At 28.4% G+C, this 21222-nt stretch carries 19 protein-coding genes and 1 pseudogene; 4 read left to right on the top strand and 16 right to left on the bottom strand.

Features of this window, described 5'->3' with window-relative positions; translation table 11 throughout:
• Nucleotides 1–118 precede the first annotated feature (118 nt).
• A complete protein-coding gene (locus ACQZHJ_RS05935) occupies nt 119–886 on the top strand; it encodes a LysM peptidoglycan-binding domain-containing protein (protein ID WP_430484621.1) in 768 nt (255 codons plus the stop codon).
• Nucleotides 887–1174: 288 nt separating this feature from the next.
• Here the strand turns inward: ACQZHJ_RS05935 and ACQZHJ_RS05930 are convergent, their stop codons facing one another.
• The 6 genes from ACQZHJ_RS05930 to ACQZHJ_RS05905 all read right to left on the bottom strand — a co-directional run bounded on the left by ACQZHJ_RS05930 (nt 1175) and on the right by ACQZHJ_RS05905 (nt 6189).
• Nucleotides 1175–2248 (bottom strand): ATP-binding protein, encoded by a 1074-nt coding sequence (locus tag ACQZHJ_RS05930; RefSeq protein WP_430484620.1) that lies wholly within the window; start codon nt 2246–2248, stop codon nt 1175–1177.
• Nucleotides 2245–2601: a hypothetical protein gene (locus ACQZHJ_RS05925; RefSeq protein WP_430484619.1), complete on the bottom strand. Its 357-nt coding sequence runs from the start codon at nt 2599–2601 to the stop codon at nt 2245–2247. The genes ACQZHJ_RS05930 and ACQZHJ_RS05925 overlap by 4 nt, the downstream gene beginning before the upstream one ends.
• The gene (locus ACQZHJ_RS05920; protein ID WP_430484618.1) at nt 2585–3259 is read right to left on the bottom strand and encodes a response regulator transcription factor; all 675 of its coding nucleotides are present in this window, start codon (nt 3257–3259) and stop codon (nt 2585–2587) included. The genes ACQZHJ_RS05925 and ACQZHJ_RS05920 overlap by 17 nt, the downstream gene beginning before the upstream one ends.
• Nucleotides 3260–3382: 123 nt before the next feature.
• Nucleotides 3383–5041, bottom strand: a complete 1659-nt coding sequence (locus ACQZHJ_RS05915; protein ID WP_430484617.1) for an ABC transporter permease — start codon at nt 5039–5041, stop codon at nt 3383–3385.
• 4 nt (nt 5042–5045) lie between these two features.
• On the bottom strand, nt 5046–5789 hold the full coding sequence (locus tag ACQZHJ_RS05910) for an ABC transporter ATP-binding protein (protein WP_430486866.1): 744 nt from the start codon (nt 5787–5789) through the stop codon (nt 5046–5048).
• 211 nt (nt 5790–6000) lie between these two features.
• The gene (locus ACQZHJ_RS05905; protein WP_430484616.1) at nt 6001–6189 is read right to left on the bottom strand and encodes a hypothetical protein; all 189 of its coding nucleotides are present in this window, start codon (nt 6187–6189) and stop codon (nt 6001–6003) included.
• A 444-nt stretch (nt 6190–6633) separates the two neighbouring features.
• On the opposite strand from ACQZHJ_RS05905, the gene ACQZHJ_RS05900 reads away from it, so the two are divergent.
• Entirely contained in the window at nt 6634–6954 is a 321-nt protein-coding gene (locus ACQZHJ_RS05900) for a heavy metal-binding domain-containing protein (protein ID WP_430484615.1), read from the top strand.
• 318 nt (nt 6955–7272) lie between these two features.
• Here ACQZHJ_RS05900 and ACQZHJ_RS05895 read toward each other — a convergent pair whose 3' ends face one another.
• Nucleotides 7273–11226 (bottom strand): beta-N-acetylglucosaminidase domain-containing protein, encoded by a 3954-nt coding sequence (locus ACQZHJ_RS05895; RefSeq protein WP_430484614.1) that lies wholly within the window; start codon nt 11224–11226, stop codon nt 7273–7275.
• 214 nt (nt 11227–11440) lie between these two features.
• On the opposite strand from ACQZHJ_RS05895, the pseudogene ACQZHJ_RS05890 reads away from it, so the two are divergent.
• Nucleotides 11441–12208: pseudogene (locus ACQZHJ_RS05890) on the top strand (DUF1189 domain-containing protein).
• Nucleotides 12209–12527: 319 nt separating this feature from the next.
• The gene (locus ACQZHJ_RS05885; protein WP_430484613.1) at nt 12528–13181 is read left to right on the top strand and encodes a YitT family protein; all 654 of its coding nucleotides are present in this window, start codon (nt 12528–12530) and stop codon (nt 13179–13181) included.
• Nucleotides 13182–13403: 222 nt separating this feature from the next.
• Here the strand turns inward: ACQZHJ_RS05885 and ACQZHJ_RS05880 are convergent, their stop codons facing one another.
• The 9 genes from ACQZHJ_RS05880 to ACQZHJ_RS05840 form a co-directional block, all read right to left on the bottom strand.
• Nucleotides 13404–13850 carry a GNAT family N-acetyltransferase gene (locus tag ACQZHJ_RS05880; protein ID WP_430484612.1) on the bottom strand — a complete coding sequence of 149 codons (447 nt, stop codon included), beginning with the start codon at nt 13848–13850 and terminating at the stop codon, nt 13404–13406.
• A 102-nt stretch (nt 13851–13952) separates the two neighbouring features.
• A complete protein-coding gene (locus ACQZHJ_RS05875; RefSeq protein ID WP_430484611.1) occupies nt 13953–14447 on the bottom strand; it encodes a DUF1648 domain-containing protein in 495 nt (164 codons plus the stop codon).
• A gap of 115 nt (nt 14448–14562) precedes the next feature.
• Entirely contained in the window at nt 14563–15690 is a 1128-nt protein-coding gene (locus tag ACQZHJ_RS05870; RefSeq protein WP_430484610.1) for an aminopeptidase, read from the bottom strand.
• Nucleotides 15691–15705: 15 nt separating this feature from the next.
• Entirely contained in the window at nt 15706–15936 is a 231-nt protein-coding gene (locus tag ACQZHJ_RS05865; RefSeq protein ID WP_430484609.1) for a hypothetical protein, read from the bottom strand.
• Between the two features lie 111 nt (nt 15937–16047).
• Nucleotides 16048–16527: a hypothetical protein gene (locus ACQZHJ_RS05860; protein ID WP_430484608.1), complete on the bottom strand. Its 480-nt coding sequence runs from the start codon at nt 16525–16527 to the stop codon at nt 16048–16050.
• Between the two features lie 106 nt (nt 16528–16633).
• A complete protein-coding gene (locus tag ACQZHJ_RS05855) occupies nt 16634–18409 on the bottom strand; it encodes an aminopeptidase P family protein (protein WP_430484607.1) in 1776 nt (591 codons plus the stop codon).
• A 278-nt stretch (nt 18410–18687) separates the two neighbouring features.
• A complete protein-coding gene (locus ACQZHJ_RS05850) occupies nt 18688–18879 on the bottom strand; it encodes a hypothetical protein (RefSeq protein ID WP_430484606.1) in 192 nt (63 codons plus the stop codon).
• Complete coding sequence (locus tag ACQZHJ_RS05845) at nt 18872–19444, bottom strand: GNAT family N-acetyltransferase (protein WP_430484605.1); 573 nt, start codon at nt 19442–19444, stop codon at nt 18872–18874. The genes ACQZHJ_RS05850 and ACQZHJ_RS05845 overlap by 8 nt, the downstream gene beginning before the upstream one ends.
• Nucleotides 19445–19635: 191 nt before the next feature.
• Nucleotides 19636–20895, bottom strand: coding sequence for an MFS transporter (locus ACQZHJ_RS05840; RefSeq protein WP_430484604.1), 1260 nt, complete (start codon nt 20893–20895; stop codon nt 19636–19638).
• Nucleotides 20896–21222: the final 327 nt, after the last annotated feature.

Here is a 21222-nt window from a genome sequence, read left to right as displayed (position 1 = left end):
ATATTTACTTGGAGCTCTTTATTTTTTAAATAAAAAATATATTTTTTTATTATTAACTGTATAAAATTTTAAAAGCCGTCAATAATCCAAGTATAAATTTAAATTGGAGGACTATAAAATGAATAAAAAAGATGTATTAATCCTTGCAGGATCACTAGTATGTGTAGCTTTTCTAGGCTATTTCACTTACTCAACAATCTCAATATTTATGAAAGATAAAACACCCTCTCAAGCAGTATTAAATGAAAAGAAGAATGATACTGATAATGAGAATAAAGATAAAGATTCTAGTACAGAAAGTAGTTTAAACACTAGACTAGAGGATACTTCAGATAACTCTAATGACGCTTCTAGCGAAAGTAAAAAAACAAATGACAAGAACTCTCAACAACTAGAAGAAAAAGAAACTACTTCAAAATCAAATGAAGTAAAGAATACAAATTCAGAAAAAGAGAATGAAAAAACTAATAATGATGATAAAAAAACATCTTCATATGAAGAAAAAGAAGTACTTACATTCTCGTCTTACTTAGATGAGATGGAAACTGAAAAATATACTCTTGAGGAAGAGGAAAGTTTAAGTGATGTTGCTAAAAAGTTTGATGATACTTGTGCTACTAACTCAAGCTTAAACATATTAAAATCTCTCAACCAAGTAAACAATGTTTCAGCTTTAGGAACTGGTGATACAGTATTAATCCCAGTTAGTGCTTTTGAAGATGGCACTAAGTACACAGTTAAAGAAGGAGATACTTGGTATAATCTAGCAAGAGAATATTATCCTACTTATAATCACGAAGTAGTAATAGATTTTCTTATGGATGTAAACCCATTCTCTAATGAAATACTTCCTCTAGGTGAAGATATATTCTTACCTGAATTTTAAAACTTCACTTAGATTATCACTTTAACTAATATACCCAATACATAAAATATGATAACCTCTTTATTGATCTAAGTTTTGGTATAACTTAAAACTTTAAGATTTATGTATTTATTAAACTTAATTCATTTTATCTTTTAAATCAAGTTATATATTTAGATTTAGCCAATTGTAAATACTAATAAAAGGCTATATAAGCCATTCATAAAAATATATTTTAAAAACTTTATAGAATCCACCATTCTTTAAGCATTATTAAAATAGTTCTTATGACCAACTTATATAGCCTAATTATTCGTTATGTGGATTAAAAGATAACCTAAAGATAAACTTACCTTCTTCAGTTTCTATTTCATATTCTAAATGCCCGTGAGCTTCTATCAAAGTTTTAACTATATAAAGACCTAAACCACTTCCAGCAACGTCTTTATTTCTCGATTCATCTCCTCTGTAGAAAGCTTTGAACAATAAATCCTTATCTAAATCTTCTACTCCCTTTGAATAGTTTATTACACTTACCTGGCCATTTTTATTAATATGTATAGTTATCTCTTTTCCCTCTTCTGAATATTTCAAACTATTATTTACTATATTTGAAAATATCATTTTTAATATATTTTCATCACCTATAGTATATAAGAAGCCATCTTCCTCAATTTTTATATTTAAATCATTTTCATTTTTAAAGTAATCATGTCCATAAACCACATCATAAATAATATCATTTAACTTAACTTTACTATATACTATAGATAACCCCTCTTCATATTTAGCTAAATTTATAATTTCTTGTACAAGCACTCTAAGCTCTTCTACACATTCTAAACTCTCCTTTAAGTATTTATCCCTATCTTTATATTGTCCTATATTGTAAAGCATACCTTCTATCTGCCCATTTATAACAGTTATAGGAGTTTTAAGTTCGTGTGATATTGCCTTTAAAAAATCTCTTCTTCTCTTATCTTGTTTTTTCTCTTTTTCAATATCATTAACTAAACTTGCATTAGCTCTTTTTAAATCTTTTATAGTCCTTTGAAGATTATAACTTATAGAGTTTATACTTCTTGAAAGCTGAGCTATCTCATCATCTCCAGAATAATCTAAGGTTTCACTAAAATCTAACTTAGCAATCTTTTTAGAAGCTTCATTTATTTTACCTAATGGTCTACTTATTACTTTTGAGTAAATATATTGAGATAAAATGCATATACCTAGTGTTATTAAAGCAATTATAGGTAATATAGTTACCATTATCTTTTGAATTTCATCTCTCATCCTATTGGGAGAAATTATTGTTAAAAGACATTCTTCATTTATTCCTTTAAAGTAAAACATTCTAGTTATCTTTATATCATCTTTTCTCATAGCAAATGACTGAATTTTTTTTGAGGATCTATTCTATATTTTGCCAACATGTTATTATTTGAAGCATATACAACCTCTCCTTTTATTGTTGTTATGAAAACAAAACTTTCATTCTTATATGAATACTGATTTAGTTCATCTGCATAGTTAATCTCTTCTTTATTTTCTAATGTTCTTAATATCTCATCTGTAGACTTTTCTATACTATTTCTTTTTGAATTCATATATATAGCTGGTATCAAAGCAAAAAGCACAGTATATGTTATTACGGAGGTTATTAAAATTACTGCTGTTGATATTATAAAAAGCTTTTTCTTTATTCCTAAATTGCTCCACTTACTTTTTAAGTACATATCCTATACCCTTAACAGTTCCAATATAATCATGAACTATTTTCTTTCTTATATTTTTTATATGTGCATCAATAACTCTCATATCTCCATAATAATCATATCCCCAAATTTCATTCATAAGCATTTCTCTAGAAAGTACTCTTGGATATGCCTCTATCAAAAATTTAAGTATATTGAATTCTTTTAAAGTTAACTCAATTTCATCTTCATCTATATATACCTTATATGTATCTAAATCCATCTTTAATTTTTCAAAATTAATACAACTCTTATATTCTTTTATTTTTTCTTCCCTTTTACCACTTCTTCTTAAAACAGCTTCAACCCTCTTTATAAGAATATTAAATGAAAAAGGTTTAGTTATATAATCGTCAGCCATAGCATCAAAGGCCTTTATTTCATCATTTATCTCACTTAATGCTGTCAAGAAAATTATAGGAACCCTACTTTTTTCCCTAATAAGTCCACATAGAGAATATCCATCAAGTTTAGGCATCATAGCATCTAAAATAACTAAATCAAAACTATTTTCATTAAACTTATAAAACCCCTCAATACCATCCAATGCAAAATCAACAAAATATCCTTCACTTTTTAAAAACTCAACTATTAACTCATTTATTTTTTTATCATCTTCTACAACTAAAATATTCTTCATAAAACCTCCTAAAATTGTATAATGCAAAGTCTTTAAAACTATTCTATAAAAAAATCTATAAAATATATTTCTTAGCTTTTTACCATTCAAAAACCAACTCTCATATACTTTATAGACTTCTTTTTAAAATTTAATTTTATGGTACTTTCCTTTTGAAACAAAGTGCCACATTAGAGCTATTCCAACCATGATTATTCCTATGAATATATAAATACCAAAGTTTAATTTTGTAACAAAATATTGTATTCCACCTAATACTCCACTTAAAATCCCTATAACAATGGTAATTCCCAAGTCATCCATTTTTTCTGCATCCTTAAAACTAACTGTAAATGGAAGATGCTTATCCATAGCTTTCAAAGCTATTAAGCTTAAAAATATAGCTACTAAAAATATCCCTATTAAGTTTGGAATTACTCTAACTCCAAATATCCAAGTATATAATATTGCTACAAAGATAAATACTGGAAAAATCATTTTATAAAAAACAGCCTTGTAAACACCTTTAAACACATCTGACAGATCAGCTATTGGAGTTGCTTTATATATCCATGCCGCCTTATACTGATCTGAGTATTTTATATACATAATTGTAGGTGCTAATATAAATATTGATAAGTACATTGTATAGTAATCATTAGAAGTTGCCATTCCAACTCTCCAAGCATGAAAACTACTATAATCATCCACCGTATTAATCAAAAATATAAATGGAAATATAAGCCCCATAGCTAAATTCGGATAGGTTCTTAATTTAAAGTTTCTTTCACTCTTTATAATCCCCATAGTAAAATTAAAAAAACTTTTTTCTGTATTACTTCTACATATTAAATTACTTACTCTAAAAAATAATGGAGTTCTATCTTTTCCTCTATATGAGTTATTATTTAACTTTTGAATATAATTTTCAAAATTATTAGCTATCATAAAGTAAATCCCAATAGATACCAAAGGAACTACTATTGCTAATATTGTAAGTATTATTAAGCTTTGATTAATTTGTCCACTTTCTATTATTTCAAGAGGAGCAGCAAACCATAAAGATGGTATAAACCATTGCCACAAACTAGTTACACTGAAAACTTTATCTGTAGTTTCTACAAAATCAAAGACTCTTCCTATTAGCTGATATCCTATAGTTATTACTATTGTAAGCGCTATTTGAATAATATTTATAATATCCTTAAGCTTTTCTCCATCAAAAAACTTAAGAACTAAATAATAAATAAAACAAGTTAATAAGACCATAAAAAGATTTATAAGAATAAGTTCAATTATAAAAACTATTCCAAAAAGAATTCCATATCGAAATGAAACTAAAGCTCCTGGCCCACCTAAATATAAAGTTACAGTAGTCATATATATAATTACATTAGTAAGTTTAGCTGCATTTATTGTCTTAGCATCAACCCCTGTAATTCCAAGAATATTTTTATCCTTAACATCTAATAAAACACTAGCAAAATCTACAATAAAGCACATTCCTATAAAAAACATAATCATCCCAAAATACATTGTCATCTGAATCATTATATTAAACTTAATAAGAACAAATATTGCTATGAATACACCCATAACACCGTACAAAAGCTGTTGTCCACCAAACTTGTCTGTCTTATCTTGATTTTTAGTACTATTAGTCATAATAGCAGGTGCTCTTCTAGTATCCATTAATAGTTTAGTTTTTAAAATGAGTCTCATCATCTCATAATTAACGCCAAATTTTTCATAAAGCCCGCTAAATCTATCAATTACCTTTAAAGCTTTATTCTCCTTATCCATATAACTACACCTCTCTTATAAGTGCAGTAAATTCTTCTGCTAGCTTTTTATGATTATTAAATCCTGTTAGGTCATTAAATATTTCCTCCAGTGATTCTTCATTACAACTTTCTTTAAGTTCCTCAAAACTACCATCTGCTGCAACAACCCCATCATTTAAAAGTATTATTCTATGACTTATTTTTTCAACAACATCAATTATATGTGATGAATAAAATATAGTCTTTCCTTCCTTAACAAGTTCAGATAATATCTCTTTTATAACCATAACACTATTAGCATCTAATCCATTTAAAGGTTCATCTAAAAATAATATATCTGGATTGTGCAAAAGGCTTGATATTAAAAGAACCTTTTGTCTCATTCCTTTTGAAAAACTTGAAATTCTACTATTAAAAACATCATCTATCCCTAGAATTTTCATAAGTTGCTTACTTTTATAAAGAACATCTTTATAATCTAAACCATATAGCTGACCAATAAAAGTTAAATATTCCTTAGCAGTTAATGTATCATATATATCAGCCATCTCTGGAACATACCCTATTCTTTTTTTATAGCTTTCATTTCCTTTTGATATATCTTCACCAAATATTTCTATAGTGCCAGTGTATCCTTCTAAAAGTCCAAGCATTATTTTAACTGTTGTACTTTTTCCAGCTCCATTACTCCCAATATAGCCTATAATTTCCCCCTTGTGTATATCCAAATTTATTCCCTTTAAAACCTCTTTAGTTCCAAAGTTCATTTTCAAATCCCTAATTTTTATAATAAGATCTTTTTCTCCCAAAATTTCTCTTTCCACCTTATTAATTCACCCCATCCACAAAACTTAATTATAAAAAGAACTATATCAAACTAGTGTTAAAACCATTAATAATTATAAATATATTAATATTAAACTATAAATTTTATTTATCTCTGTTTTGATATAGTGCTTTAAAATATGTATTTATTTTTTATTTATCTTTTAATTCTCTCATATAGCCAGCTAATTTATGTGATGTTTCCTCTATTTGCTCTTCTCTATTTTTTTCATCCTCTTCTTCTTTTAGGTCTTTTATCATATCTGCAAAGCCCTTTGTACTTTTTCTAAAAACTTCATCTCTAGCTTCTTTATTATTTTTAAAATCATCAATATTTGTCATCTTAAACAACTTCCTTTTTTTGAGTATTTAATACTAGAGTAAACTCCTGCATTATACAATTATTTTACATTACAAAATTCGTTCATACAAACTTCACATTTTTAAAATAATTCACTAATTCCTCTAATTATCTACCAAATAATTCTTTTATCATATAATACCCTATTATTTTGTTAAATTATTACTATAATTCATATTAATCTTTAAATATAAGTTTAATATTTCAACTTAAAGAATTTTATAATATTATTTAATAAGTTTTTTAATACTATATATTGATTTATTTATTAACTCATGATATTATATATTTAACAACTTAGTTGGTAGCAAATTTCCCCTATCTATTATCATACCAACTAAGTTCCCCCTATAATAATTAAGATTATAAATTTTAAAATTAAACATAAATTATATTATATTAAATACTTTTAGGAGGCGTGCATTATGCTAATATTAACAACTGAATCAATACCTGGTAAAGAAATAAAGGAAATCAAAGGACTTGTTAAAGGAAGTACAGTAAGATGTAAAAACATAGGTAGAGATATAACTTCAAGCTTTAAGAATCTAGTTGGTGGTGAAATGAATTCATATAATGAAATGCTTACAGAAGCTAGACAAATAGCTATAGGAAGAATGGTTGATGAGGCTGAGGCTTTAGGTGCAAATGCAATCATAGGAATGAGACTTATGTCTTCATCTGTAGCTGCTGGTGCTGCTGAAATGGTAGCTTATGGAACAGCAGTAGTCTATGATGCTAAGTAAGGAAGTGTTTTAATATGGTTATAGCCGGGCTTGTAATTCTCTTTTATGGAGCTATGATTTTAGGCTCGATAATACTGCTTATTTGGGCAATCAATAGTAGAAGAAAAGAGAAAAAAATAGAATCAAAAAAACACGAAAAATATAAAAAATATTAATATAAATTAATTAAAAAGCTAATAATTTTTATAACTTATGTAAATTATAATAGTAGGATAGGTTAACATACCCTTATCCTCCTTTAATTTTATATAATATCCCCCTATTAATAAAGAAAGGATAGCTGAATATTATTTCAGTCTATCCTCTCTTTTTATTTATTTATTTTTTTCTCTTTTTAAGAGTTATTCCTCCAACTGTAGCTAAGGCTGCTCCCATTAGCATTAATCCTTCTGTTCCTATTGGACTACCTGTATTTGGTAAATTCCCATTTTCATTATCTTCACCATTGTCATCTCCAGAATTATCATCTCCACCAGAGCCTTCATTATCATTTCCGTCTCCGTTTCCATCACCTTCTGATCCTCCGTTGTCATTTCCGTCTCCATTTCCATCACCTTCTGAACCTCCGTTACCATCTCCATCTGGCTCACAAGTATCGTCTTCCTCATCTTCTGATGCTATAAAGTTATCTATCTTTTCACCTAACTTCTCATAGTTTCTAACAATTTCATCATGAGAAGCATTTCCTTTTATTAATCCCTCTAAGTGCTTTATAGCCTCTTCTAATTCTTCTCTTTCATCATTATTCTTGTCATTAAATTCTATTAAGGCATCTTTTCCTCTATTTATCTCTTCTCTTATTTCATCTATAACATGCTCTAAAGAAACAAATGTTGGCTTAAGCTCAAAAACTTCAACCTTTCCTGCATTCTTTTCCCATAAAAGCTTAACAGAAACTAACTGTCTTGGATTTTCAAGTTCAAACTCATTTAATCCTTTATCCAATGTTCCAAGCTCTAAAGTCTCTCCATTTACAGTTTTACCTATAACCTTAGCGCCTGATAAATTATCAGTACTTTGAGCCACTGTAATCTTTGAAACTAACTTGTCATTGAATATTCTACGAAGTAAATAATCACCTGACTTAATTTCACCTTCTGGAATATATGCAGTATTTAAGTTATTGTCTCTAACATTCTCACTTCTATCAGTGTAAGTTCCTACTGAAGATGCCTTAGTTTCATATTCCTCTACTGTTGTGTTTACAGTAAACTCTCTAACTCTTGACCATCTATCTTTGTATCCCTTAGATAAAACTCTTATATATTGTGCTTCTAAATCTAAGTCCTTTATTAGAGTATCTGTTCCTTCTACTTCTCCAACCTTTGTCCATGTTTCACCATCAACAGAGTACTCAATATCTCCATCAATATAATCTCCACCCGGTCCTTGAACTAAATTTATATCTCTAATATGCTTAACTTTTCCAAGGTCTAATTGGACAAAGTCATCTTTCTTAATAGTATCAGAACATACAAATGATGAACCATAGTCATTATCTATTATGAAGTCTGGGTGTATATTAGGATTTGTACTTATTCTTCTATTTGTTGTAATTGATCCTGATGTATGTCCTTCTATAACAACCTTAATTTCTTCAATATTAGCTTCAGTTTTTTCCTTAGCTCTTATTCTGAAATATTTTCCTACTACAGGAATTTCACTATTAAAGCTTGTTCCACTTCCTACTTCTTCCCATTCTATATTGTCAAAAGAACTTTCTAAAACAAAACTATCTGAATTAATCTCACCTAAAACTTCAAATCCAAGAACATTATTAACATCATTTATAGAAACTCCTATAGAATCTCCCTCTTCAAAAGAAACCTTATTTATATTTCCTAAAGAAACAGTTTGATGCTCTTCCTTTGCCCCCTTAGTAATAGTAGTTCCTTCAACTTTTAAACTACCAACTAATTTCTCTTCACTCTTACCAGTATTAACTTTAAATTCTCTAACATATAATCTGTTTTCTGAATCCTCAATGGCTCTATATCTTATATATCTAGCTTTTATAGAAGTTTCTTTAACTACTTCTTTAGCCCCATTATTAACAAGTAACTCTGTCCAATTTTCTCCATCTTCTGAGTATTCTATAACTCCATTAGTTATTACCTCAGCATCCTTGTTGTTTCTTCCCATTAGAAGATAAACATCTTTTATCTCTTCAACAGCACCTAAGTCAAATCCAACATATTCATCTTTTTTAACATTTTCTGCTGACCAGAATCCAGTATTGTCTTTATCATCAAACATATACTCTGGCACATGAGTTTGTTCTGATATAAACCATTCTGAATATTTATGATCTTTTATATTTCCTATTGATTTATATGAATAAACCTTATCCTCTAATATTGTAGTTTCCTTATTAAAATAGTCATTTCCAACTTCATGAACTTTTCTTATAAATGGATCAACAACATTATTTGCTATAGTTGCCTCTATTCCATCTAAATCTCTAAGATACTTAATTCCTTCAAAATTGTTTGACCAGAAATCTTCCATATCTCCATCTAATATATTTTCTAAAATTTCTATAGCATTTAGTCCTGCTTTTCCATATATCTCAAACTTAGTTAAATGAGAATCTAATTGACTTAACAACTTTTCATTATCAAGATTTTCTCTTAACTTACCTGGAACCTCAACCATTTTAGAGAATTCATCTTCTAACTTCTCTATTTCGACTTCTACACTTTGTCCATTCTCCCACTTTTCCCATAAAGTAGTTATATTATTTTGAATCTCTGGTGAATCTGGTCTTCCAGTATCTAATCTAGTTGAGTGATTAGCAAATATCTTAAACTCTTCTTTCATCTCTCCAGCTATTATTTCTATAGCCTTATCCCATGAACTTTCAGATTCATAACTTACAGTATTCCATCCATAGTCTGCTCCAGTTAAAGTAGAAATCTTTGAAGCCTCTGCAAATCTCATTGGATTTACAATAAATCCTGAAACCTCTTGATCTAAATTCTTATCTAAATCATATATTGGTCCTAAAGCCATTTTGTCTTCCTTATAATCATTTACAGGATAATTCCACCATAGCATCATTTCTCTCTCATATACATCTGAAACTTTCTTAGCATCCTCTAAACTAACGCCATTTGGAGGAATAACATCATTTCCTGTCCACATAACTTCTATATCTTTATCTAAAGTAGCAGCAAAATCCCTAGTATATTCCTTTACATTATCTCCATCAAACATTGAGCTTCCCCAATATTGAACTGGAACAGTTATTAAAGGTTTAACATCTTCTTTAGCCTTTATAAACTCTTCATTAAATCTATTTAAAACCTCTGCTTGTTGGACTCCATTATGGTTTTCTATATCATCCCACAGTATTGAGAAACTTCTAACTCCCATTTCATATAAAGCTTCAGCTTTATTTATTAATGCTTGGAAATCTGCTTCTCCTTCTTCACCTTCAAATCTTATATCTAGTCCTGGAGATATTGCAAATACAAAATCAACTTTATTTTCATTAGCAGTTTGTATAAGTTCACCCATTCTATCTAACTCTGATACTGGATATGGTTCTCTCCACTTTTCTCTGTGATAAGGATCAGATTTTGGAGCATAAATATAAGCATTCATCTTATATTCCCCATACATTTTTATTTGGTCTAATCTTTCTTCTTGTGACCAAGGAGTTCCATAAAACCCTTCAACAACAGCTCTTAATTTAAATGTAGGCTCATCCTTTACAACAACCTCATTTATACTAACATCTTCATCTTTGTTTATTATCTGCTTTAAACTCTGTACTCCATAGAAAGTACCAGTCTCGTCATTTCCTCTTATAACAATTCTATCTCCTGCTTCATCTTCATCAACTGCTAAGATATAACCATCATTCTTAGTTACTGATTCCTTATCGATACTTAACTCATTTAATACAGAATCCATTCCCTCAATATTGTCTTCTGCCTCACCAATATAAATTGTCGTAGCTCCTTCAATCGGAGTTTCATTTATTGTTATAGCACAATCAGTTAATACATTCTTTAATAACTCATAAGCATATGTATCAGCCAAATCTCCCCCAACTATATTTACTGAATTATCTAATATAATTTTATTTTCTCCTACAGTTAACTCTTGTGGTGCAGGATATATACTTACCTCTTTAGTTATGTCATTTTCTTTTATTTCCTTTTCTAGAACTTCATCAGCCCTTACTGATATAGTCATTCCTAAGTTTAACGCCATAACCGATGCTAAGCACATAGTAATTTTTTTTCTAAAATCACTTCTAATCATAAATTTCTTCCCCCATATTTCAGTTAGTATTTTCTGTCCTGTATCAAATTTCACCCTTTTAATACTTATTTTTACATTTAATACAAAATTATATTATCACACAACCCGCATTTTTTGAATCGTTTTCAAGATAATTAAACAAATGTTAATAAATTAGATAACTAATAAATTTTAAGCTAAGTGGCAAACTAATAAAAAAAGAAAGGGTGATTTTATGAATATATTCAAGCGGTTTTATGTAAGCTTATTTAAACCAAAGAAATATAAAGAGCTTCTTAAGTCCTCCGGATTTGCAGCATTTTTCTATTTATTGTTACTTTCTTTATTACTTGGATTATTAGCCTTTAGTAGAAGTTATTCTGATTTAAATAATTTCTTTGTTGCTAGAAAAGAAGCTTTAGAGGAAAAAATTCCTCCTTTTGAAATTAAAGATGGTGTTCTTAATTTAAAAGGATCAAATTTTATCGTCTTCCAAGAAGAAAACTGAACCTTTATATTAAATGATAAAGAAACATCCGATAATCTTCTTAATGATTATCCTTCTGGAATAGCACTTGGAAAAGATTCTGCAACTTTTAAGTATAATAATACTAATTTAGGAACTACAGATTATTCTAGTATGAATTTATCCTTAACAGATACTCAGCTAAAAAATTATTTAACTACACTAGACAATTCCTTAGGAAATACGTATTTGACTCTTATGGTATTATCATTTATGATATTCTCATTTGTAGCATCATTTATATTAGCCATAATTGGAAAAATAATTGCTAGTGCTAAGAAAATAAACCTTAGCTTTGGAAGTGCTTTTAAACTTAGCCTTTATGGTATAACCCCATGTTTAGTAATATTAGCACTTCTTTGCTTATTAAATATGGGATTTGCTTTAGCTACCCCACTTTGCTTCCTAGTATCAGTATTTTACCTTTACTTTGGAATAATAACACTAAATGAATTTACTTTTGGAAGTAGAAGCTAAATAATTTAAACCTTAAAATACATTTACAAATAAGAATAGATGAAAGAATACACACTAAGGAGGAAATCTGATGACCACAGAGGCTATTAAAGTTTATAATGATTAGCGCTTATTAATAGCCATTCCTCTTGTTTTAAATGGTTTGCTATTAATTCTAAGTAGCATTATAATTAAAACTAGTAATTTACATAAATTACTTTTTAAGCAGTTTCATGCTTTTTCTTTTTAAGTAGTAGACCTATATAAAAGTCTACTATTTTATTTTGATAAATTTTTATTTAAAATGGAGAGTGGTATTTTGGATTCGAGGAAAAAGATCTTGAAGAGTGTTACTATGGTTGCACTTGGTTCATGTATCTTAGCATTTGGTAGTTATAACTTTAACTATCAAAATAATGTAACAGAAGGTGGAGTTTTAGGATTATTACTTTTATTTAAAAACCTATTTGATATTTCTCCATCAATAACAAGTTTGATAATAGACTTATCTTTATTTGCATTAGGAGCAAAGTTCTTTGGAAAAAGATTTCTTATCTTTTCAGTTTTCTCAACTATATGTTTCTCAATATCATATAGACTATGGGAAAGCATTGGATTCTTAGTTCCTAGCTTTGCAGACAATATGGTGATAGCTAGTATATTAGCCGGTATAGGTGTTGGAATTGGTGTTGGAATTGTATTACGTGGTGGTGGAGCTTCTGGTGGTGATGATGTTATCGCCTTATTAGGAGATAAATTTACTCCTTTAAAAGTAAACCATGTATATATGATGACAGATGCAATAGTTTTATTACTTTCTTTAGTTTACTTAGACTTAAAGCAGGTTTTATTCTCTATATTAGCAGTTACTATAAGTGGTAACATAATTAACTTAATATATCAATATAAAAATAATGATACTAAAGAAGAAACTAAAGAAAAAGAAAATCTTTGTGAAGAGGCTATTAAAAAAGGAGCTTCTGCACCAGCTTAAATTTTCTTATTAACATAATATAATATTTTGACAGACTAAATTCTCAATTGCTATAAAATATGGAAAGATTATCTACAGTCAAAAAAAGCTCATATCAAGACTTAATAATTTATAAATTCTATTACTAAGTTACTTGACATAAGCTTTTTTTATTTAGGCTCTGTTTTAAGTAGGTCTGAAGGACTAGATAAAATCAACACCAGTTTAAAACAGAGCCTTTATTTAAAGTTTAAAGCTCTTATTCATTAAAGTTAGTTCCTCTGGAATCTCATATCCCATTTTTCTATAAAATTTCTCAGCTATATCTCCTTTTAGTGTCCAAAAATGTATTAAAGAAACACCCTCTTTCTCTAAGCACTTCTCAAGATGTAATAAAAGTTTTTTACCTATTCCTTTTCCTTGTATATTAGAATCTATAAAAAACTCTTTAATATAGAAATGTTCTCCATCATACCACTGCTCTTTATTACCTAAAATAGCTCCATATATTTTCTCATTTTCACTATAAACAAAACCTTTAAATTCTGGACTATTATATGCATCACTAAGCCTTTTCCCAGCCTTCTTAACAGTCCACTTTTCATTCCACGGTTCTTCATTAAATGTTTTTACAAAAAGCTCTGCACATTCTTCTAAATCCTTTTCTTCTATATCATAAATTAATTTCATTAATTTCTCCTCTTATCTATTCTTAATTGATTTGTGAGTTTGAATCGCCCACAGTTATAGAAGCGTGTATATTCTTCATGATTTTATCTAAAACTTTAATCACTATGCTATTGCCTTTGACTTTTTGTTATATATAATTGTAGTTATTATTAATCCCAATATAATTACAGGTATGAATATTAACGATATATGTTCCTTTCTAGTAACAGCTGAATAAAGTATATTAGCTTGTATATACGTAAATAAAATCAATATCTCTAAGCAAAATATTCTTAAAAATTTTGAAACCAAATTATACTGTTCCTCTCTATTTAAGGGAGTTATTCTCACAGTATAATTACAAATATTAGGTCTGTTACTTATAAACCTAAATAATAAGTATATAAAAATCATAAAAGGCAAAATTATAAATAGAGTATTTTTTGATCCATAAGCATCTACCTTTCCATTAAATCCATAATGAGTTGCAATTACAACCGGTAACTTACTCCAAAACATAGTCGTTATACCAGCCATTATAATAATAATTGCTAAATTAACAAAATCTAATATCCTATTAAATCTCCTATTCTCTTCACTACATTTCCATTTAGCCATAATACCACCTTCTCTTTAAAGCAATTATAAACTTTTTATTTTTTTATATACTTTAATATATTCACTATAAAGAAATAGTTACTTAATTATTAAAAAAGCTATCTTACTCTCAAAATTAAAGGTTATATTTTTCTAATATCTCCATCTTAAACTCTCCATTTTCATAGAAAAGCTCTCCATCTGCATATATTTTTCCACCATTTCTCATGTCACAAAGCATATCCCAATGAAGTGATGATTCATTCTTTCCACCAGCCTCTGGCATAGAATCTCCTATAGCCATATGAACTGTCCCACCTATCTTTTCATCAAATAACATATTTCTAGTAAATTTCTTTATTCCATAGTTTGTTCCAATAGCAACTTCTCCAAAATGACTTGCTCCTTCATCAGTTTCTAAAAGTGCTTTTAATAAATCTTCCCCTTTTTCTGCTTTATAAGAAACAACTTTACCATCTTTAACCTCAAGCTCAATTCCTTCTACTTCTTTCCCTGCATATATTCCTGGGAATGAGAAAGTTATATGCCCATTTATCTTATTCTCTACTGGCGAAGTGAATATTTCTCCATCTGGAAAATTCTCTTTACCATCACAATTTATCCATTTTCTACTATCTGTTGAAACCTTAATATCAGTTCCTTCTGCTAAAATATGAAGTTCTTTTTTAGTATCTAAATATTTAACCCATCTTTCTTGATTTGCACTTACTTTCTTCCATTCTGAAACAGGGTCTTCTGAATCTAAAAGTCCTGCTCCATAAACAAAGTCTTCATACTCACTAAAACTCATAGAAGCTTCTTGTGCATCAGCATATGTTGGAAATTGAGTCCCACACCATCTTAAAGAACCATCTCCAGTTCTTCCTGAATAGAATTTTCTCCAACCTTTTTCTCCTGCTCTACTATCTTTTATTTTCTCTGAATCTATATTACTAAATACTCTAGTATTTCTTTCTCCCCAAGCACTTAACCAAACATCTGCTCTCTCAAGCATAGTTTCCATTATTAAATTTCCTGATAATAATTGCTCTTTTGTAGAAAATTTAAGTTTTGCCTCTTTAGCTTCCTCTGATTCTAAAATATACTCAACATGAGCTCCTGCCTTAGTAGCCTCTTTAACTACTTCAGTAAGCCAAGGATTGGCAACTTCATTACAAGAAACAAAAACAAAGTCTCCCTCCTTAACCCCTGTTGAATAATTTACAAGCAATTTAGCTAACTTATTTAATCTTTGATCTGCCATAACTCTCTCTCCAATCTATTTACTAATTTTTGATTCTGCTATTCTCTTAGCACTATTTATATTCATAAGAAAAATTATTCCTATTGGTATAGTATATAAAACTGTTCTATATCCATACTTAATTCCACCATAGAAAAACCAAAATACTAAGAATGCTACCATTAACCAGTTTATTCCCATGTATACTTTTCTTTTACTTTCACTCTCAAATATAGATTGATTCCAAGCTCTTAATCTACTAGCCATAAAATCATCTCCTTCTCTTCAGTTATATAATATTCTTAAGCTAATATTATGATTTTATTATACTCCTGTAAAAATTTGAAAACCATATTAATATAAAATAATATGGAATTATTAACCAACATTATTTTTCTTAATATTTATTATGAAGTAGCTTAAAAATCCTAATAATGTTACATATAACGGTACTATAACTTCTGTTATTTTAACCATATCAAAGCCTACTAATGTCCATATAATTCCTTGGAATGGCATTGTAGTATATATTGCAATAACACTCATAATTGGAAACTTCAGATTATCTGGAGTACTACCTATATAAGTTTCAAAAAAGCCCTTATTTACTATTAAAAATAAAAGTAAAAACATTATTATAACTAAAAATATAACAACTGTTTCAAATTTTACTTTCAATAATCTTATTAAAAGCAAAAATACAATACTAAAAAATATTAATGCTATCCAATATTTTTTAAGTTCAGAGTATGTTGTAAAATCTATTTCGTCTGATGTAGCAACAATTCCTATTGAATAAGCTATTGTTGAAAGAAAATAAACCAATAATATTTTTCCAGTTTCTTTAATCACTGTCATAAACTAAATAACAACTCCTTTATCTATTCCCTATTTAAATCTCATAATAATATTTAAAATAAGCTGTATTAAAATTACTTCCAATACAGCCTAAAAATTTATTTAATTATATTGCTCTTGTTTCATTTTTTAGGAACATTTTCTCCTCTTCATTTAAATATGGTGATAAAACTTCATAAACATTTTTATGATAATCATTTAACCACTTTCTCTCTACTTCACTTAATAAACTTACTTCTACAGCTTCTAAGTCTATTGGACAAAGTGATATAGTTTCAAACTTATAGAATTCTCCAAACTCTTCTGAAATACTATCTCTTACAACCACCATAGTATTTTCTGTTCTTATTCCATATTTTCCTTCTCTATACACACCAGGCTCATTAGTTAAAATCATTCCTGGCTCTAAAGCAATCTTGTTTGGCATTGGACTTATACTTTGAGGGCCTTCATGAACATTCAAGAAGAATCCTACCCCATGTCCTGTTCCACACTTATAGTCAATCCCTTCATTCCATAATGGTTCTCTAGCTTTTATATCTAATGCTGATCCTGTAGTTCCTTTTAAGAACTTAGCCATCATAAGCCCTATATGTCCTTTTAATACTAAAGTATAATCTTTTTTCTGTCCTTCAGTTAAATCTCCTAAAACAAAAGTTCTAGTTATATCAGTAGTTCCATCTAAGTATTGTCCACCTGAGTCTATTAATAGGAATCCTCTTGGCTCTAAAATATAATCACTTTCTTCTGTAGCAGAATAATGCATCATAGCCCCATGTTCTTTATGCCCTGCTATAGTTTCAAAGCTTATTCCCTTAAATAATTCTCCTAATCCTCTAAACTCTTCCAATTTATCAGCTGCTGATATTTCACTTATATCACACTTGCCAATGTTTTCTTTAAGCCACTTCATAAATCTTACCATAGCCACACCATCTCTAACTTGGCATCTTTTTAAATTTTCTAGCTCAGTTTCATTCTTAACTGCTTTAAGCTTAGTAGTTATATTTTCACCTTCAATTATACTTTCCTTATTTTCTATACACTCATAAATAAATGAACTTATCTTATTAGGATCAATTAATGTTTTTCCTTCTAAACTTTTAACATCTTCATAAATCTCATTATATTCTTTTATGATTACACCTTCTGATTTTAAAGTTTCTTCCATTTCCTCTGTAAACTTTTCCTTATCTACATATAATAAGGCTTCCTCATCTTTAACTATTGCATAGCTTAAAACTACTGGATTACATTTAACATCATTACCTCTAATATTATAAAGCCAAGCTATATCATCTAGAGAAGCTACAATGTAATTTGAAGCTCCAAGCTTTCTCATATTTTCTCTAACTTCACCTAACTTCTCACTAGCACTCTTTCCACAATATTTAACTTCATGTAAAAATGCTTTTTCTTTAGGAAGCTCTGGTCTGTCTGACCAAACCTCATTTAATAAATCATCTTCTATTTCAATGTTTATCTTCTTATCTTTTTTAATATTTTGAAACTCTTTATATTGAGAAGCAGAAAATACCTTACCATCAAAGGCTAAAGTTTCTCCTTCTTTTAAATTCTCTTCTAACCATTCAGTTAAGCTTGGCCATCCTAGTATTCTCATTTTAAACATTTCAATTCCAGAACCCTTTAACTGATCTAATGCTTGGATAAAATATCTTCCATCAGTCCATAAAATAGCTTTTTCATGTCCAACTAATAAAGTTCCTGCTGAACCTGTAAATCCAGACATATAAGCTCTGCCCCTATAATATTCACAAACATACTCACTTTGATGAGCATCTCCACTTGGAATTATATAATAATCAATTCCTCTTTCCTTCATAACTTTTCTTAAAGCTTCTACTCTTTCAGTTACCTTCATTTTTTCTAGCCCCCATATCATAAGATTTCTATTAAAATACTATTTAACAAATCAAAGATTATATATTACAGTATTTTCCTAAGCTTTAACTAATAATATCATAAATATTATTAGTTAAAAACGCCTTAAAATTATTTTAACACATTAATTAAATATAATAATTTTAGGCTCTACCTTAAACAAGAGTTGCTTTCTAGATATAGTTAGAAATCAACACTCATTTAAAATAGAGCCTGAGTTTTAATAATATATAGTAATAATTCTGAATAAACTACTAGTTATATACCTATGAACTGCATAGATAATACAGCTCCTACTAAGATAAAGTTACCTATTAATATTTTTATAAAAATCTTATTAAAAAACTTATTATCTTTTAAAGCCTTTCTTATAAACAAAATAAATATTATATAAATTCCAATTGCTATTATATATGTCCATACTACATGAGTTCCAAGTAAACTAGCCAATTAACTCTTTTATTACTTCTATTCCTTTTAAAGTTTGATTTTCAATTCCTCCTGGAAACTTTTCTTCTGTTTCAAATTCAAATCCAGCCCATCTATATAATCTTATAGCCTTATGACTCCATGTTTGAGTTGGAATATACATAATACAATCTCCCTCTATACTAACCATAAGCTTCACCCCATTAGATATTAAGGCTTTTCCTAATCCTTTTCCTTGATATTCTGGCTTAACTGATACCCATTCCATAAAAGGATGTCTTCTTTCACCTGTGTATCTCCACCACGCTGTAAATGTTGCAACCTTTTCTCCATTTTCATTTTCAATAAATATCATTCTTCTTTTTATTTCATCTAAATGTGGTAAAAACTTCTTTCTAAAGTACTTTTCACCCTCTTCAATACTATTGAATTCTAAAACTGAACTTTCAATTTCTGCCCAAGCCCTTTCATCACCTTCCTGAAACTTAACAAATTTAAATCCACTTGGTAATTTAGCTTCTTTTATCTCCCTTCCCTGTTCTCTTTTTAAAACTATTCTAAAAAATTCAACACTTTTATCTAACATTTTTACTCTCCTATATCATTTAAATATCAATTTATACTAAATCATAAAAATTAGTTTATTATAAAATTTTCTTATTAAAATCCTATATCTTTACACCTTAAAGTTATTTTCTTATATAATATTGGAGTAACTGTTTCAAATATAAATAGTGCGTATATTATTTATTTTCCATATATATTTAATTAATCCTTCTATACTGTAGTTTCTAAATTATTGAAATCTTTTTCTTCCTTTATCAACTTTAAAAGTTTAATAGTTCCTAATGAGCATATTAAACTACAAAAACCTATAAATAAGAAACCTGCACTATATCCTAATTTAGTCCCTACCTCAATTCCATAAATATTAGAAAAGATAATCTTGACCAAATCAACTACTACTCCTACAAGTAAATTTCCTATAACAATTGCAACTCCCATGAATGTTAAAATAAATGACATGGCAATTTCTATTTTTTCTCTAAATTCTTTAGCTATAATAGCCATAACAGTTGGATATATTGGTGATATTCCAAAACCAGCTAGTATTAATAAGAAATTAGCTCCACTTCCTATTAAAACTCCTACTAATATAGAAATCCCTGCAAAAGCTGAAAGTATTAAAAGTGATTTTTCAAAACCAACTTTATCTATAATAGGACCAAATATTAATCTAGCTAACATAAAACAGAAGAAAAATCCCATAAGCATTTTTGATGCATCTCCACTAGAAAATCCTTGTGCTTTTTCTAAATAATTAACTAACCATCCTCCAACAGTCATCTCACAAGTTACCCCAAAAGATAGAATAAAAGTTATTAAAAGTATCTTTTTATTTTTACCCATTTCTTTAAAGGATTCTTTTATTGAAACTTGCTCTTCTCCCTCTGATTTTGGGAATTTACCTAATAAAGTTGGTATTATTGGTATTAAAGAAAGCATTAAAACTATTAAATACATTCCTCTCCATCCCAAAGTTTGTCCAGAAATATCTGTAAGCATAAGTTTAGTTGCTATAAGCGGAGCAACCATAGAACTTAACCCATAAAAAAAATGTGCTAAATTCATCATAGTTCCAGTATTCTTTGTAAAAGCTATGGCTGCAATTACACCTAAAGCAATTTCAAGCATCCCATTTCCTAAGTACATAACAAAATATGATCCAGAAAACATAACAAAGTTTTGTGACATACCTATTAATATTCCTGAAAAAGCCATGATTAAAAAGCATAAAACCGTAGTGTTTTTAAGTCCTATCTTCTTTGATAAAAACGGTGTATAGGTACATGCTATCAAATAGCCTATAGAATTTAAAGCTAACATAAACCCTATTTGTGACTCACTTAAAAAGAAATCTTCCTGAATTCTTGGAACAGCTGGTCCTTTAATATTTTCAGATAGGCCAAAAACTAAGAATCCTACAAAAACAGTTAGTATCAATATAGTTCCGTTTAAATTCTTTTTATTCTCCATATATGTTCTCCCTTAAAAATTATAATTTCTACTAAAGTATATATACATAATTAGTTCTTTTATAGTGAAAATTTTCTACCTTAACTTGTCTATTTCAAATAACTTACAGATTTATTTATGTTTCAAGTAAAGTTAATTTATAGATATAAATAAAATACTATCTTAATAATCCTTAGCTATTCCTCTGGCATAGCCAATATAAACTCTTTACGAAATTAAGTTGTATCTGAAAATACATCTAGAAATCAGCACTTTCATAAAACATAGCCTATAAACTTAATTATCTAATGAAGCCACTACCATTTAAAATTACGATTAGGGTGGTTC

The organism is Clostridium sp. B9 (assembly GCF_050509515.1).
Classification (GTDB): domain Bacteria; phylum Bacillota; class Clostridia; order Clostridiales; family Clostridiaceae; genus Sarcina.
The sequence above is the reverse complement of the archived record's forward strand: the minus strand, read 5'-3'. Positions and strand labels throughout refer to the sequence as shown.

Coding starts and splice junctions, on each gene's coding strand:
- ACQZHJ_RS05935 (WP_430484621.1), top strand. CDS start 119: ATGAATAAAAAAGATGTATTAATCCTTGCAGGATCACTAGTATGTGTA.
- ACQZHJ_RS05930 (WP_430484620.1), bottom strand. CDS start 2,248: ATGAGAAAAGATGATATAAAGATAACTAGAATGTTTTACTTTAAAGGA.
- ACQZHJ_RS05925 (WP_430484619.1), bottom strand. CDS start 2,601: ATGTACTTAAAAAGTAAGTGGAGCAATTTAGGAATAAAGAAAAAGCTT.
- ACQZHJ_RS05920 (WP_430484618.1), bottom strand. CDS start 3,259: ATGAAGAATATTTTAGTTGTAGAAGATGATAAAAAAATAAATGAGTTA.
- ACQZHJ_RS05915 (WP_430484617.1), bottom strand. CDS start 5,041: ATGGATAAGGAGAATAAAGCTTTAAAGGTAATTGATAGATTTAGCGGG.
- ACQZHJ_RS05910 (WP_430486866.1), bottom strand. CDS start 5,789: ATGAACTTTGGAACTAAAGAGGTTTTAAAGGGAATAAATTTGGATATA.
- ACQZHJ_RS05905 (WP_430484616.1), bottom strand. CDS start 6,189: ATGACAAATATTGATGATTTTAAAAATAATAAAGAAGCTAGAGATGAA.
- ACQZHJ_RS05900 (WP_430484615.1), top strand. CDS start 6,634: ATGCTAATATTAACAACTGAATCAATACCTGGTAAAGAAATAAAGGAA.
- ACQZHJ_RS05895 (WP_430484614.1), bottom strand. CDS start 11,226: ATGATTAGAAGTGATTTTAGAAAAAAAATTACTATGTGCTTAGCATCG.
- ACQZHJ_RS05880 (WP_430484612.1), bottom strand. CDS start 13,850: ATGAAATTAATTTATGATATAGAAGAAAAGGATTTAGAAGAATGTGCA.
- ACQZHJ_RS05875 (WP_430484611.1), bottom strand. CDS start 14,447: ATGGCTAAATGGAAATGTAGTGAAGAGAATAGGAGATTTAATAGGATA.
- ACQZHJ_RS05870 (WP_430484610.1), bottom strand. CDS start 15,690: ATGGCAGATCAAAGATTAAATAAGTTAGCTAAATTGCTTGTAAATTAT.
- ACQZHJ_RS05865 (WP_430484609.1), bottom strand. CDS start 15,936: ATGGCTAGTAGATTAAGAGCTTGGAATCAATCTATATTTGAGAGTGAA.
- ACQZHJ_RS05860 (WP_430484608.1), bottom strand. CDS start 16,527: ATGACAGTGATTAAAGAAACTGGAAAAATATTATTGGTTTATTTTCTT.
- ACQZHJ_RS05855 (WP_430484607.1), bottom strand. CDS start 18,409: ATGAAGGTAACTGAAAGAGTAGAAGCTTTAAGAAAAGTTATGAAGGAA.
- ACQZHJ_RS05845 (WP_430484605.1), bottom strand. CDS start 19,444: ATGTTAGATAAAAGTGTTGAATTTTTTAGAATAGTTTTAAAAAGAGAA.
- ACQZHJ_RS05840 (WP_430484604.1), bottom strand. CDS start 20,895: ATGGAGAATAAAAAGAATTTAAACGGAACTATATTGATACTAACTGTT.